Origin of the sequence: Gellertiella hungarica (assembly GCF_014197145.1) — a bacterium.
Classification (GTDB): domain Bacteria; phylum Pseudomonadota; class Alphaproteobacteria; order Rhizobiales; family Rhizobiaceae; genus Gellertiella; species Gellertiella hungarica.
Window position 1 is genome coordinate 71106 of sequence record NZ_JACIEZ010000009.1, and the last position, 14568, is coordinate 85673.

Below are 14568 nucleotides of genomic sequence, written 5' to 3' on the forward strand. Positions count from 1 at the left end.
CCCGCTGATATATGCCGGGCCATGAGCACCAATTCGACCCGCACTCCCCTCGACCATATCCGCAACTTCTCGATCGTGGCCCATATCGACCACGGAAAATCGACGCTGGCGGACCGGCTTATCCAGACTTGCGGCGGCCTTGCCGAACGCGAGATGTCCGAGCAGGTGCTCGACAACATGGAAATCGAGAAAGAGCGCGGGATTACCATCAAGGCCCAGACCGTGCGCCTGCACTACCAGGCGAAGAACGGTGAGACCTATATCCTGAACCTCATAGACACCCCCGGCCACGTGGACTTCGCCTATGAAGTCTCGCGTTCGCTCTCGGCATGCGAAGGTTCGCTGCTGGTGGTCGATGCCTCCCAGGGCGTGGAAGCCCAGACGCTCGCCAATGTCTACCAGGCGATCGACAACAATCACGAGCTGGTGACGGTTCTCAACAAGGTCGACCTGCCCGCCGCCGAGCCGGAGCGCATCAAGGAACAGATCGAGGAAGTGATCGGCATCGATGCCTCGGAAGCGGTGCTGATTTCGGCCAAGACCGGCCTTGGCATTCCCGACGTGCTGGAAGCCATCGTCGAGAAGCTGCCGCCGCCGAAGAGCCCCGGCGGGGAAAACGCGCCGCTGAAGGCGCTCCTCGTCGACAGCTGGTACGACACCTATCTCGGCGTCATGGTTCTGGTGCGCATCATCGACGGCGTGCTGACCAAGGGCCAGCAGATCCGCATGATGGGCACCGGCGCCCGTTACGGCGTGGAGCGCATCGGCGTGCTGACGCCGAAGATGGTGAACGTGGACAGCCTCGGCCCCGGCGAAATCGGTTTCATTACCGCCTCGATCAAGGAAGTGGCCGATACCCGCGTCGGCGACACGATTACCGACGACCGCCGCCCGACGGCCGAAGCCCTGCCGGGCTTCAAGCCGGCACAGCCGGTAGTCTTCTGCGGCCTCTTCCCCGTCGATGCGGCGGATTTCGAGGATCTCCGCGCTGCCATGGGCAAGCTGCGCCTCAACGACGCCTCCTTCTCCTTCGAGATGGAAAGCTCGGCCGCGCTCGGCTTCGGCTTCCGCTGCGGCTTCCTCGGCCTTCTCCACCTCGAGATCATCCAGGAGCGACTGGAGCGCGAGTTCAACCTCGATCTCGTCGCGACGGCACCTTCGGTCGTCTATGAGATCGCCATGACCGACGGCACCGAAAGGGAGCTGCACAACCCTGTCGACATGCCCGACGTGGTCAAGATCGACCACATCCGCGAACCGTGGATCAAGGCAACGATCATGACGCCGGACGAATATCTCGGCGGCATCCTGAAGCTCTGCCAGGACCGGCGCGGCATCCAGACGGAACTGACCTATGTGGGCAGCCGCGCGATGCTGACCTACGAACTGCCGCTCAACGAAGTGGTGTTCGACTTCTATGACCGGCTGAAGTCCATTTCCAAGGGCTATGCCTCCTTCGACTATCATCTGACCGATTACCGCGAGGGCGATCTGGTGAAGATGTCGATCCTGGTCAACGGCGATCCGGTCGATGCGCTGTCCATGCTGGTGCACCGCTCGGCTGCCGACCGTCGCGGCCGGGCCATGTGCGAGAAGCTCAAGGAGCTCATTCCGCCGCACATGTTCCAGATCCCGATCCAGGCCGCGATCGGCGGCAAGATCATCGCCCGCGAAACGGTGCGGGCGCTTCGCAAGGACGTGACGGCCAAGTGCTATGGCGGCGACGCCACCCGCAAGCGCAAGCTGCTGGACAAGCAGAAGGAAGGCAAGAAGCGCATGCGCCAGTTCGGCAAGGTGGAGATCCCGCAGGAAGCCTTCATCGCCGCGCTGAAGATGAACGACGAGTGACGCTGCCCCGGCAGCGCGCCTTGCTTCGCCGGGCATCGGCCTCGACGAGGGGCCGCGCGGGGCCTGCCACCTGACCGGCGGGCCTCGGGGCACCCCGTCTTCCCGAGGGGCCGGCAGGATCTTCAGATCAACCCCGCAGCCTTTCCGGCAAGGCCGGCCGCAAAGAAGAGAAGGGCGCTTGAGGCCGCGCGCATGATGAGTGCGGGATGGCGCTCCGACAGCCGGCGGATGGCGGTTGCCCCAAGGCTGAGCCAGAGCAGGGCCGCGGCGGGAATGAGGACCGCCATCAGGACGAGGCACAGATAAAGGTCTGCTCCCGGCTGCCCCGGCAGCAAGGCCAGCGCTATGACCAGCCCTTTCGGATTGAGCACCGTCGTGACATAGACGAGGCGCGGCGTGACCGCGACCGTCGCATCCGTTTCAAGGGAGCGGCCCCACAGGCGGATGGAGAGGGTCAGCACCCAAAGCGCGGCGACTGCGCTCACCACCCGTCCCAGCTCGGGATGCGCCGCCAGCACCGGTGCCGCCAGCACATGCACCGGCAGAACGGTGGTGAAATAGCCCGCCAGTTCGGCCCCCATGCAGCAAAGCCCGGTGCGGCTGCGCCGCGCCGTTCCGGCAAGGGCCAGCAGCGTGTTGGTCGGACCGGGGGTCAGAAGCAGCAGGCTGAGTGCAAGCGCAAAGATGAGGGGCGACACCGGGTAGGCTCCAGATGGCGAGGAACGATGCCACGGCTTTAGCAGCTGGCGGAGATGGCCGTTTTGACCGAGGTCAAGTCCGGATCTGTTTTACCCAGGCCCGGGCAATCGCCAGACCTGCCTTGTCTGCTTCCGCGCCGTCCTTTTCGGCAAGGGCAGGATGACAATCGATCCAGCCCGGTGCCATCGCCTCGATCAGGTGGCCGAAATTGCTGTTCCATTCCTCGACCACGGGTCGGCTTGCCTCGAAATGGAACTGGGTGCCATAGGCCGCGCGGCCGATCCGGAAGGCCTGGTTGGTGACCGCCTCGTTCCTTGCCAGGTGCACGGCCCCTTCCGGCAGGGTGAAGGTATCGCTGTGCCACTGGAAGATCGGGAAGCCTTCTTCAACGGCGGAGAGGACAGGATCGTTCCTGCCTTCATCGGTGCGGTAGATGCGGTGCCAGCCGAACTCCCGCGTCTGTCCGAGGATGTTGCGCCCGCCGAAGGCGCGGGCGAGAATCTGGCTGCCGAGGCAGATGCCGAGCACCGCCTTTCCCGCCTCGGCCGCCTGCCGCATGCGGGCGGCAAGATGGGGCAGATAGGGATGCAGGTCGTCATCGATCGCGCTCTGTTCGCCCCCCAGCACGACGAGCCCGTCATAACGGGTCACATCCGGCAGCACCTCTCCGCGGAAGGGACGGTAAAGCACGATCTCCGCTCCCGCCTCCTCAAGCGCGACCCCGACCTGGCCAAGATGGGAAATGACGGTATTTTCAACGACGGCGACGCGCATTTCTGTTCCTGATTCCCCGGATTTGCGATGATGACGGACATGATCACGGTGCGCGCCGCTTCGCAAGGCGGTAGAAATCAGGCAAATACGGCGCAGACAGCCAGCCGCGGGAGGACCCCATGCAGGACACACGACCGAAGCCGACCGTGAGCATTCTCTATTGCACCCAGTGCAACTGGCTGCTTCGCGCCGGATGGATGGCGCAGGAGTTGCTCCAGACCTTCCCGGACAGCCTTGCGGGTGTAATGCTCATTCCCGGCACGGGCGGCAATTTCGAGATCCGGGTGGATGGGGAGATCGTGTGGGAGCGCAAGCGCGACGGCGGCTTTCCCGGGCCCAAGGAGCTCAAGCAGCGCATCCGCGACGTGATCGACCCCGAACGGGATCTCGGCCATACGGACAGGCGGAAGGACGAGGCCCCGGATCCCTGAGGTTCCGGAGCCTGTTGCAAGGCTCAGCTATAGGGCGAGATGCAGCGCCGGTAGACGTTCTTGCGGGCCAGATAGAGGTCGGTGCGCGGATTGTAGGAGCGATAGCGCTCCAGGCACCAGCGCACATGCGCCCGCGGCATGACCTGCACCCGCTCGCGATAGACCGGCGGCGGCTCCACATAGATGCGGCGCTGGACACGCGGGCGGACATAGACCGGCGGATCGTCATAATAGTAGGGATCGTCGTAATAGGGCGGCGGTGGCGGCTCCACATAGATGCGCCTGCGGGTCTCGTAGGTGCGGCAACCATTGAGGTCGCACACGATGCCGCCCGTCTTCACGACCAGCGAATCATCGCCGGCGGTCACCCCCCGGGGCATGGACAGCGCCATGTCCGGTGCCAGAATCCCCAGGGAAAGGGCCATGGCCATCGCCAACTTGCTGCGAATAAGCATGATTGGTTCCTTCCTTATCGCTTTGGTTTCCGCCGCCCCCGACGTTGCGATACGTCTCGCTTTTACTGAATCACCAATTTTGCGCACAAGGCAACGGGGATTCATGCTCTTTAAAGCGCCGGGGGCTTTAATGCGGCCATCATAGCCTTGGAGTTGCATTTCGATGAGCCTGAAGTTTGGAACCAGCGGCCTCCGCGGCCTGTCGACGGATTTGGTGGGCCGGGCATCCGCCCTTTATGCCACCGCCTTTGGCCGCAGCCTGCTGGAGGCCGGGATCGTCGCTGCCGGCAGCGCCATCCTGATCGGCCGGGACTTCCGCCCCTCGAGCCCCGAGATTGCCGCAACCGCTGCAGCAGCGCTGGAGAAAATCGGCTTCAGGCCCGTCGATTGCGGCGCCCTGCCCACGCCTGCGCTTGCCGCGCGCGGCCTCGCCGAGGGCGTGGCCAGCCTCATGGTGACCGGCTCGCACATCCCGGCGGACCGGAACGGGATCAAGTTCTATCGCCCCGACGGGGAGATCGACAAGGCGGACGAACAGGCCATCGGCGCCATGGCGGCGAGGCTGGCGGACGATCCGGCGATCGGTGTTGCAACGCCCGCGCGCTTTCCCGACGAGCATGCCGAGACTGTCGCCACCTTCATGGCACGCAACCGCGCGCTCCTGCCGCAGGACCTGCTCCGCGGGAAGACGATCGGGATCTATCAGCACAGCACGGTCGCGCGCGACATGCTGGCCGACCTGCTGTCCGGCCTGGGAGCGGAGGTCGTGGCGCTCGGGCGTTCCGACGTCTTCATCCCGGTCGATACGGAGGCGGTCTCAGCCGAGACGCTCGCGCGTCTCAAGGCATGGGCTGCAGAACACCGCCTCGACGCGATTGTCTCTGCCGATGGCGACGGCGACCGGCCGCTGGTGGCGGACGAGCGCGGCGAACCCTTGCGCGGTGACCTGCTGGGGCTCATCGCCGCGAGGTTTCTCGGCGCGCAGGTGGTGGTGACGCCCGTGACATCGAATTCCGGCATCGAGGCTGCCGGGACCTTCGAGACGCGGCGAACCCGCGTCGGCTCGCCCTTCGTCATCGAAGGCATGATGGCGGCGCTGAAGGAGGGCAGGACGGGCGTGATGGGTTTCGAGGCCAATGGCGGGCTGCTGACGGCAAGCCCTTTCCGGATCGAGGGGCGGAAGGTCGCGCCCCTGCCGACAAGGGACTGTTTCCTGCCGATCCTTGCGGTCCTCGCGTCATCGGCGGAAGCCGGGCTGAGCCTTAGGGCGCTTGCGGCGGAGTACCGGCTGCCGGTGGCCGATGCCGACCGGCTGGAAAATTTCCCCCAGGAGGCAAGCAGTGCCCTCATGGCCCATCTCCGCGCCTCGCCGGCAAACCTACAGGCGTTTCTCGCACCTGTGGGACAGGTCTCCGGGATCAGCGACATCGACGGGCTGAGGGTGACGCTTGGCGACCGCTCCGTCATCCATTTCCGTCCCTCGGGCAACGCACCGGAAATGCGCTGCTATGTGGAGGCGGCGGATGCAGCAGCGGCCAGGGCCCTGCTGGCCAAGGGGCTGGAGCTCATCCGGGACTTCCAGCAACTCCATGGGTGAGAAGGGTTTTTTGCTTTTTTGGCAAAAAGGTGAAAATCGTTGTTGACACCGGAACGCCCCCCAATTACATCGCTCCTCGTCGCCCAGATGGCGGAATTGGTAGACGCGCAGGTTTCAGGTACCTGTGCCGCGAGGCGTGGAGGTTCGAGTCCTCTTCTGGGCACCAATTTCAAGTTCCGGCAAATCCCGGAACATCCAAAAACCCCGCTTCGGCGGGGTTTTTTGTTGGGTTTCTGCGCAATGACATCGAATCAAGCTCACCGCCGAGGCCAGTGGTACTGTCATTTCCAGCCCGTGCAGAGTCCATGAAGGTGGGCGATCCACGAGACGCTATCGTGGCGTTTCCCGATGATGCTGAAATAACAGTCGGCAGCCTCGTCCTTGAGGACGAGGTGTAGGGCTCTGCGGTTCGGTCGGTTCCAACTGTGGTTCGACGGTGAGCCGCTTGAAGGATGAAGTATAGGGGTTTTCGAGTCCAGCAATACAATCCTGCCCGATACGCGCCCGCCCTGTGTATGATACGATCAACTCAGTATTTTGATTTTCTGGGAGCCCAATCCTCTTCGAGGCATTACAGTCGTGTTTCGGCTTGCCTCTGGATTGCACTCTTGGCAGCGGGGGCCATGCTGCCCCCAGGCTTCGTGGATGTGCCGACAGCCTTTGACGTCCTGCCGCTGCGCCCTTGATGGCACATCGAGATCAGCCCGTTCGGACCGCCGCAGCCATCCCCGCTCCATCCTCGCGCAAGCTACCGGGGTGAGTTTGGGAGATCACTCCATGGGCCGTTAACCTCTTGTTAACCATTCCCTCGCTACATCCCTGTAACGCAAAATTAACCAAGTTGAACACAGTGTTAACCCAACCTCGCCCCATCCGCCTCAAGGGACGGTCCTTCCTTGCGCTGGCCTTGAGCCCCGAGCTGCCGGTCGACGACTGGCTGGCACGGCTGGACGATCTTGCGGCCCGCTCAGCCGGGTTCTTCCTGCGCAAGCCCATCGTGCTCGATCTGGCGAACCTCGATATCGGGCAGGCCGAGCTTCGCGATCTTCTGGCCAAGCTCGCGGCGCGAAACGTGCGCATCATGGGCATCGAAGGCGCCCGGGCTTCGCTGCTTGCTCCCGACCTGCCGCCCGCCCTGACCGACGGCAAGGGAACGTCCGACATCGAGATACCGCCCGCAGAAGAGACCGCCGCGCCCGTTCCTGCGGCAAGCCCCGCACCGGCCGGTCCCGCGCCGGTTCAGGCGCGCGCTCACGCATCGCTGGTGCTCAACCAGCCGGTTCGCTCGGGCCAGTCCCTGTATCACGCGGATGGCGATGTGACCGTCATCGGCTCGGTGGCATCGGGGTCCGAGGTGGTGGCGGGTGGCTCCATCCACGTCTACGGCGCCCTGAGGGGCCGGGCCATGGCGGGGACGATGGGCAATGCCACCGCACGCATCTTCTGCAGGAAGCTGGAGGCGGAACTGATCGCCATCGACGGCTTCTACAAGACGGCCGAGGATCTTGAACCGGGCCTGCGCGGCAAGGCCGTCCAGATCTGGCTCGAGGGCGAGACGATCAAAGTGGCCGCGTTGAGCTGAAAACAAGAGTTTGGAAAAAAATGGAGATGATATGGGCAAGGTCATAGTCGTTACGTCTGGCAAGGGCGGCGTCGGCAAAACGACGTCCACGGCCGCATTGGGTGCCGCGCTTGCACAGACCGGTGCAAAGGTGGTCGTCGTGGATTTCGATGTCGGCCTGCGCAATCTCGATCTGGTGATGGGTGCGGAACGGCGCGTGGTCTACGACCTCGTGAACGTCATCCAGGGGGAAGCCAAGCTGACCCAGGCGCTGATCCGCGACAAGCGCGTGGAAACGCTGTTCCTGCTTCCCGCTTCGCAGACCCGCGACAAGGACAACCTCACGCCCGAGGGCGTGGAACGGGTGATCACCGCGCTGAAGAAGGCCTTCGACTGGGTCATCTGCGACAGCCCGGCGGGGATCGAACGGGGCGCGACGCTTGCCATGCGCCATGCGGATGTGGCGATCGTCGTCACCAATCCGGAGGTCTCGTCGGTGCGCGATTCCGACCGCATCATCGGGCTGCTGGATTCCAAGACGCTGAAGGCCGAGAACGGCGAAACGATGGAGAAGCACCTTCTGCTGACCCGTTACGATTCCGCCCGTGCCGATCGCGGCGACATGCTGAAGGTAGACGATGTGCTGGAGATCCTGTCGATCCCGCTGCTCGGCATCATCCCGGAAAGCATGGATGTGCTCAGGGCGTCGAATGTCGGCTCCCCCGTCACCCTGGCCGATGGCCGCAGCGCGCCGGCTATCGCCTATTTCGAGGCTGCCCGCCGGCTCAATGGCGAGGCCCTGCCGGTTGTCGTGCCCGGAGACAAGCGCGGCCTGTTCGGGAAAATCTTCGGCAGGAGAGCAGCATGAATCTTCTGCGTTTCTTTACACGGCAGCAATCCGGAGCGGCCGCGCGCGAGCGCCTTCAGGTGCTTCTCGCCCATGACCGCGCCTCAACGGGCGATTCGGAACTGGTCACCAAACTGCGCGACGAAATCCTCCGCGCGATTTCCAAGCACATGGAAGTCGACGCAGACAAGGTCAGCGTCAAACTGGAACGGGGCATCCCGGTGTCGACGCTGTTCGTCGATGTCGAAATTCCCCATGATGCGGAAAAGAAGGCGGCCTGAGGGCCGTCTTCCCCCTTTCTCGAGTTCGCCGGCACCCCTTTTCGCCGGAAAATCCGGACGGATTGGCAGGGCCCTCCCCGCCCTGCCGGCCGCGGCAGCGACCAATTCCGCCCGCACCCTTCGAACGGGCTTGACTTGGAGTGCGCTCTAACCGGTAGCTTCCCTGGCGTCGTGACGAAAGAAGGGTGCTCATGAAGATCGGGGAGCTTGCGAAGCGTTCGGGCTTGTCCGCCCATACCATCCGCTACTACGAGCGGATCGGGCTGCTTCCCCATGCGGACAGGGACCGGTCCGGTCAGCGGGACTACGACGCATCGATCCTGAGATGGATCGAATTTCTCGACCGCCTGAAGGCCACGGGAATGCCGATCCGGGACATGCTGCGCTATGCGGCGCTGCGCGAGCAGGGTTCCGGCACCGAGACCGAGCGCGGTGCGCTGCTCGAGAAGCATCGCGAACGCGTGCGGGCCCATATCCTCGAACTTCAAGCCTGCCTTGTCGTCCTCGACACCAAGATCGCCGGATATGCCGGCCACGAAAAGAGGATTGATGATCATGACGCAGCAACTCCAGAGCGCCGGCGAAAGCCGGCTCGAACGCGGCAAGCGGGCGCTCGCTGAAATCGACGGCGAGGCCGGCCACAAGGTCATTGCCGCCCTTGCGGACATTGCCCCGGACTTCGCGAACTACGTGTTCGAGTTTCCTTTCGGCGACATCTACAGCCGGCCGGGGCTCGATTTGCGGGCACGGGAGATCGCCACCATCGCGGCACTGACGGCGATGGGCACGGCGACGCCGCAGCTGAAGGTTCACATCGAGGCGGGCCTGAATGTCGGGCTCAGCAGGCAGGAAATCACCGAAGTCATCATCCAGATGGCCGTCTATGCCGGCTTTCCGGCAGCCCTCAACGGACTGTTTGCGGCCAGGGAGGTGTTCGCCGCCCGCCTTGCAGGGCACGAGCCGCCTGCCTCCGAAGCGCTCTAGACCCGGACGCGTCACGCTCCGTCAGGCGCGGCTCTGACGGGGCGCGGCCGTGAGGGCGACCCGGCCGAGGCCAGCGAAGGCGGGGAGGCGCCAGACCCAAAATCTGGCTTTCGATCCGGAACGGCACGGCCGTTTAGGATTTGCTTACCATATTTGTTCATGCTTTGACCGTTCGGCAGGTGCGGCAGCTCGGTCTGCGTGCTTCCCGGACGGTGTGGTGTCTTGCGGGTCGGTGGTTAACGCCCGCAACGAGTAGCGAGTATCGGGTAATCGAGTCATGGCGTCTGTGAACAAGTCTGCGCGTTCCGCGGCGATATCCCGCCGTGGTTTTTCCCTGAAGATGGCCATGGGCGCCCTGCTTTCCTGCAGCGTTGTCGCCGGCTCTGCCTGGGGTCTTGCATCGACCCTCGGCGCCATGCATGGCGCTGCCCGCACATTGTCCGAGGGACGGCTCGACATCATGGTGGCGGTGGCGAGTGCCCCCGGCCCTCAATCCGCGCCCCTGGCAATCAAGTCCTCCCGTTTCAAGAGGCTGTCGGAACACGACGTGAGGGGGCATCAGCTCACCGATGATGCAATCCGCGTGGCCCATCAGCGCACGCTTGCTGCCCAGCTGGCACTCGCCGAGAAGCAGAAGCGGGAAGAGAGCGCGAGGCTTCTTGCCATGTCTGCCCCGCGCATTTCTCCGGCGCAGGCAGAGGAAAAAACGGACGAGAAACCGGCTGTCGTCACCGCCCTGGTGGAGGATGTTCCCGTCAAGGACATGGAGCCCTTCAACCTCGTGATGGCGAGCCCGGAGGAGGAGGAAACCTTCGCGCTTCCGAGCGAGGTTCCGCTGCCGGAGACGAAGCCGCAGATCGGCAAGGCCACTGCGGACCGGAAGGCCTCCGATGAGAAACCTGTCCTCGGCAAGCGCAGCACCGCACGGCAGGAGCTCGCCTATGCCAAGCCGGAACGCTCGATTTTCGGCGGGCTGTTCAGCCGCAAGAACGATGATGCCCTGTGGCCCGGAAATGACACGCGGGTCGCGATCTACGATGTATCCAACGCGACCGTATACATGCCCGATGGCACCAAGCTGCGCGCCCATTCCGGCATCGGCCACATGCGCGACAATCCGCGCTACGAGCATGTCAAGATGAACGGCCCGACGCCGGCCGGGATCTATCGCCTGTCCATGCGCGAGAAACGTTTCTATGGCGTGGAGGCGATCCGGATGACCTCGATCGACGGCCGTGACCCGAAGAACCGCACCGGGCTTCTGACCCATACGAACCTTCTGCGCGGACGGATCGGCTCGCACGGCTGCGTGGCGTTTCAGAATTACGAGCCCTTCCTCAGGGCCTTCAAGCGCGGCGAGGTCAAGATGCTGGTCGTGGTACCGGAGCTGCCGTCATCGCGCACCCAGCTTGCCGCGCTGTACCGCAAGGCGGGCGCCTGATCGGTCCCCGACAACCCGGCCCTTCGCGGTGCCGGCGCCGATCATGGTGGTGCCCCGGCAGCGCGAACGGAACCATGATCAGTCTTCGTCGGTCTGAAGCAGGCGCGAAACATTCCAGTCCCCTTTACCGGCGGCAACCGCCCGTTCGTAGAAGGACAGGGTCGCTTCCGCACAGGCACTTGCTCCGCCAAGGTCCCGGCTCATCGAGAGGAAGTAGGTCAGGTCCTTGAGGGCATGGGCGACGGAAAACCGGTAGCCGTCGAAATTGCCCTCCAGGGCGGGCTCGACGATGCGTCGCAGGGCAACGGAATTGTTCGATCCCTGCAGCATGGCCCCGTACAGCATGGCCCAATCCACATCCGCGCGGCGTGCCATGCGGAAGGTTTCCGTGATGCTCGCGACCATGCTTACCACCAGATAGTTGGAGATGAGCTTGGCCTTTGCGCCCGATCCCGGGGGGCCCATCGGGGAAATGCGGGCGCACAGGACGGAGAGCACGGGCGTGATCCTTTCCAGCACCTCGGAACTCGCGCCGACGAGCGCGCCCAGTGTTCCCTCGGCGGCCTGTGCCGCCCCGCCGGCAACAGGCGCATCGGCAAAGAAGCAGCCCCGCCTTCCCAGCCGATCCACCATCTCCTCTGCAAGGGCAGGCTCGGACGTGCCCATGTCCATGACAATCTGGCCTGGTTCGAGGTCTGCTTCGAAGGCCTCGATCATCGAACGGGCGGCATCGGTGTCCGGGAGGCACAGGATGATGATGCCGGCACCTCGCGCGAGCTCGCCGGGCGAATGCACCTCGCGAGCCCCCTGCGCCACGAGTGCCTCGACATTGGTTCGGCTGCGGTGCGCCATGACGGCCAGCGCATGACCGGCGGCGAGCAGCCGCTCACCCATGCCCTTCCCCATGATACCGGCCCCTGCCAGGGCGATGCGCATTTTCTCCATTCCGTCCTCCCGGTCTGCGGCGAAGCCATGCGAGAGGCTGCCCGTTTTCGTGATGCTGCCAGAAAGGCCCGGCCAAAGCGAGCTTTGACGGCGCGGAAATTCCCCATGTCCCGCCCGGTGTGTGGAAGGGGCACGGCCGGCGCCGCTTCAATTCCCGATATCAGGCCATTAAATCTGACAACCTGCGATTTTTTCTGATTTTCGCCGGGCATGCGGACTGTGCTAGGCACGTCACTCTCGTCCTGCGCATCTTTTCCAGCGGAAGGCCTTCACATGACCGTCGATCGTCAGACCGAACTTGAGGCCGGCCGGGAAGCACCGCCGGAGAACATCGCCGCCCGCAACCGCCTCGTCATCGGGCTCCTGCTGGTATCGGCCTTTGTGGTCATCCTCAACGAGACGATCATGGCGGTGGCGCTGCCGCGGCTCATGGCGGACCTCGAGATCTCCGCGAGCCTTGCGCAGTGGCTGTCGACGGCCTTCATGCTGACCATGGCAGTGGTGATTCCGGTGACCGGTTACCTGCTGCAGCGGCTGAACACGCGGCCGGTCTTTATTCTGGCCATGTCGCTGTTTTCGCTCGGTACGCTGGTTTCGGCCGTCTCGCCCGGCTTCCCGACGCTGGTGCTCGGCCGCATTGTCCAGGCTTCGGGCACGGCCATCATGATGCCGCTGCTGATGACCACCGTCATGCACCTCGTCCCGCCGGAAACCCGCGGGAAGACGATGGGCAACATTTCCATCGTCATTTCCGTTGCGCCGGCAATCGGCCCGACCATCTCCGGCCTGATCCTGTCGGTGCTCGACTGGCGCTGGATGTTCCTGCTCGTGCTGCCGATCGCGCTCGGCGCGCTGGGCCTCGGCGCGTGGAAGATCCGGAACGTGACCGAACCTTCCCGCGCGCCCATCGACATCCCGTCGGTACCGCTGGCCGCGCTGGGATTTGGCAGTTTCGTTTACGGTCTCAGCGGCCTTGGAGAGGCCGCCGTCGCGCCGCAGGCGGTATCGCCCTCCATACCGCTTGCCTTCGGTGCGGTGGTGATCGTGCTTTTCGTGTTGCGGCAACGCGCCCTGCAGCGCCAGGACCGTGCATTGCTCGACATGCGCACCCTGGCCATTCCCGCCTTCACCCTGCCGGCTGTCATGATGGCCATCTTGATGATGTCGATGTTCGGCGTTTTCATCCTGCTGCCCATCTTCCTCCAGAACGTGCTCAAGCTCACGACGCTGCAAACGGGCCTGCTGCTGCTGCCGGGCGGGCTGATCATGGGGCTCTGCGCGCCCAAGGTGGGAAGTCTCTACGATGCTCATGGACCGCGGCCGCTGGTCGTCCCGGGAGCCCTTCTCTTCAGCGCGCTGATGTGGGGGCTGACCTTCATCCATGCCGGGACGCCCGTCTGGCTGTTGCTTGCCGCCCATGTTGTGCTGAGCATCGGGCTGGCGCTGATGTTCACGCCGCTCTTCACGGCCGGCCTCGGCTCTCTGCCGCCGGCACTCTATTCGCATGGCAGCGCCATGATCGGCACCACGCAGCAGGTTGCGGGTGCCGCCGGCACGGCTCTCTTCGTGGCGATCATGACCATGCAGGCGGCAGCGGCAGCAGGGGCCGGCGCCATGCCGGCAGATGCAACGGCCGCCGGCATTCGCGCCGCCTTCCTCTGCGGCGCCGTGATTTCCATCGGGGCCCTCGCCACCGCCTTTTTCATCCGCAAGCCCGAGACGTCCGGGGACGCACCGCACCCTTCCCATTGAGGCGCTGCCTCTCGGCAGGCAAAGTCTGGCAGATTGCCACGGCCGACGGGTGAGTTAGGCTTCGGATCGCAGTCCGGCCACCGGAGAGCCGGGCGGAAAGGCGAAGGATCATGCGAAGACCGCCGAAACGGGTGCTCACGCTCCTGATGATCGCCGCATCGTTTTCGTCCCTGCGATGCGAGCCGCTCGACGCGCTCTACTCGTCGCGGGCAATCGTCACGGGAACAGGGGCAAGGAACCGGGAGCCCGGTTTCCGCGATTGCCTCACCCGCGTTCTCATGCGTGTCTCGGGAGACCAGCGCCTTGCCGCGAGGCCGGAACTCGAAAGACTGAAGGCAGAGGCCGGCCGCTTTGTGCTGTCCTTCTCCTATCGCGACCGGCTGGCGGGAAAACCCGTTCACGACGAACAGGGCACCTACGACCGGCCCCACGATCTCACCTGCCGTTATGACCCTCCCGTGGTGGACAGCCTGCTCCGCAGTCTCGGCAGCCGTCCGTGGCTTGCGAACCGGCCGCGCCTGGCGGTTTTTCTCGATGTGGAGCGGAACGGCGTTTCCTATCGCCTGTCGAGAGACAATCCACGCGACCAGGCCATGCGGGAAGCCTTCCAGGCAAGCGCTTCGCCCATGGCGATGGCCGTTGCCTTTCCCGGGGCAGAAAACGAAGCCTTGGCCGCCACCGGTTCCGGCTTGCCGCATCTCTCCCGCGCGGCAAGGGCCGCAGGCGCGGACCTGCCCCTGGAGGGGCGTCTTTTCTGGAGCGACCCCGATCTCGGCTGGGTTGCAACCTGGCGGCTGGAGGTGGACGGGACGGCGCATGAGTGGACGGTCAGGGGCGTCAACTTCGACGAGGCCTTCCGGGTTGCCATTCGGGGAGCTGCACAGATCCTGTCCGGCAATGGCACGCCCTGAGGCGCAACAAAGGCCTCCGGCGGGCAAGGACCTCCTCGCGCT

The 14568-nt window shown here is 64.5% G+C and carries 15 protein-coding genes and 1 tRNA gene; 12 read left to right on the top strand and 4 right to left on the bottom strand.

Annotated elements, in window-relative coordinates:
* Positions 1-21: 21 nt before the first annotated feature.
* Positions 22-1848, top strand: coding sequence for a translation elongation factor 4 (lepA, locus tag GGR23_RS17925; protein ID WP_183367696.1), 1827 nt, complete (start codon positions 22-24; stop codon positions 1846-1848).
* Between the two features lie 122 nt (positions 1849-1970).
* Here the strand turns inward: lepA and GGR23_RS17930 are convergent, their stop codons facing one another.
* Together GGR23_RS17930 and GGR23_RS17935 are read right to left on the bottom strand one after the other, a co-directional pair.
* Entirely contained in the window at positions 1971-2546 is a 576-nt protein-coding gene (locus GGR23_RS17930; protein ID WP_183367697.1) for a hypothetical protein, read from the bottom strand.
* 73 nt (positions 2547-2619) lie between these two features.
* On the bottom strand, positions 2620-3321 hold the full coding sequence (locus GGR23_RS17935; protein ID WP_183367698.1) for a type 1 glutamine amidotransferase: 702 nt from the start codon (positions 3319-3321) through the stop codon (positions 2620-2622).
* A gap of 119 nt (positions 3322-3440) precedes the next feature.
* Between GGR23_RS17935 and GGR23_RS17940 the strand changes: the two genes are divergently transcribed.
* On the top strand, positions 3441-3752 hold the full coding sequence (locus tag GGR23_RS17940; RefSeq protein ID WP_183367699.1) for an Rdx family protein: 312 nt from the start codon (positions 3441-3443) through the stop codon (positions 3750-3752).
* A 23-nt stretch (positions 3753-3775) separates the two neighbouring features.
* Here the strand turns inward: GGR23_RS17940 and GGR23_RS17945 are convergent, their stop codons facing one another.
* Positions 3776-4207: a BA14K family protein gene (locus tag GGR23_RS17945; protein ID WP_183367700.1), complete on the bottom strand. Its 432-nt coding sequence runs from the start codon at positions 4205-4207 to the stop codon at positions 3776-3778.
* Between the two features lie 163 nt (positions 4208-4370).
* Between GGR23_RS17945 and GGR23_RS17950 the strand changes: the two genes are divergently transcribed.
* From GGR23_RS17950 to GGR23_RS17985, 8 genes are all read left to right on the top strand, one after another.
* Positions 4371-5804 (top strand): phosphomannomutase, encoded by a 1434-nt coding sequence (locus GGR23_RS17950; protein ID WP_183367701.1) that lies wholly within the window; start codon positions 4371-4373, stop codon positions 5802-5804.
* 81 nt (positions 5805-5885) lie between these two features.
* A tRNA-Leu gene (locus tag GGR23_RS17955) sits at positions 5886-5970 on the top strand.
* 675 nt (positions 5971-6645) lie between these two features.
* Complete coding sequence (gene minC / locus GGR23_RS17960) at positions 6646-7386, top strand: septum site-determining protein MinC (protein ID WP_183367702.1); 741 nt, start codon at positions 6646-6648, stop codon at positions 7384-7386.
* Between the two features lie 31 nt (positions 7387-7417).
* A complete protein-coding gene (gene minD / locus GGR23_RS17965; protein WP_183367703.1) occupies positions 7418-8233 on the top strand; it encodes a septum site-determining protein MinD in 816 nt (271 codons plus the stop codon).
* The gene (minE, locus tag GGR23_RS17970; protein WP_183367704.1) at positions 8230-8493 is read left to right on the top strand and encodes a cell division topological specificity factor MinE; all 264 of its coding nucleotides are present in this window, start codon (positions 8230-8232) and stop codon (positions 8491-8493) included. The genes minD and minE overlap by 4 nt, the downstream gene beginning before the upstream one ends.
* A gap of 191 nt (positions 8494-8684) precedes the next feature.
* A complete protein-coding gene (locus GGR23_RS17975) occupies positions 8685-9113 on the top strand; it encodes a MerR family transcriptional regulator (protein WP_183367705.1) in 429 nt (142 codons plus the stop codon).
* Complete coding sequence (locus GGR23_RS17980; protein ID WP_183367794.1) at positions 9049-9477, top strand: carboxymuconolactone decarboxylase family protein; 429 nt, start codon at positions 9049-9051, stop codon at positions 9475-9477. Before GGR23_RS17975 ends, GGR23_RS17980 begins: the two co-directional genes overlap by 65 nt.
* 277 nt (positions 9478-9754) lie before the next feature.
* Positions 9755-10918 (top strand): DUF2778 domain-containing protein, encoded by a 1164-nt coding sequence (locus tag GGR23_RS17985; RefSeq protein WP_183367706.1) that lies wholly within the window; start codon positions 9755-9757, stop codon positions 10916-10918.
* A gap of 78 nt (positions 10919-10996) precedes the next feature.
* Here GGR23_RS17985 and GGR23_RS17990 read toward each other — a convergent pair whose 3' ends face one another.
* Positions 10997-11863 carry an NAD(P)-dependent oxidoreductase gene (locus tag GGR23_RS17990; RefSeq protein ID WP_183367707.1) on the bottom strand — a complete coding sequence of 289 codons (867 nt, stop codon included), beginning with the start codon at positions 11861-11863 and terminating at the stop codon, positions 10997-10999.
* A 273-nt stretch (positions 11864-12136) separates the two neighbouring features.
* Here GGR23_RS17990 and GGR23_RS17995 point away from each other — a divergent pair, with 273 nt between their 5' ends.
* Positions 12137-13615 carry a DHA2 family efflux MFS transporter permease subunit gene (locus tag GGR23_RS17995; protein ID WP_183367708.1) on the top strand — a complete coding sequence of 493 codons (1479 nt, stop codon included), beginning with the start codon at positions 12137-12139 and terminating at the stop codon, positions 13613-13615.
* A gap of 110 nt (positions 13616-13725) precedes the next feature.
* Positions 13726-14526, top strand: coding sequence for a DUF2066 domain-containing protein (locus tag GGR23_RS18000; protein ID WP_183367709.1), 801 nt, complete (start codon positions 13726-13728; stop codon positions 14524-14526).
* The last annotated feature ends 42 nt before the right edge of the window (positions 14527-14568 follow it).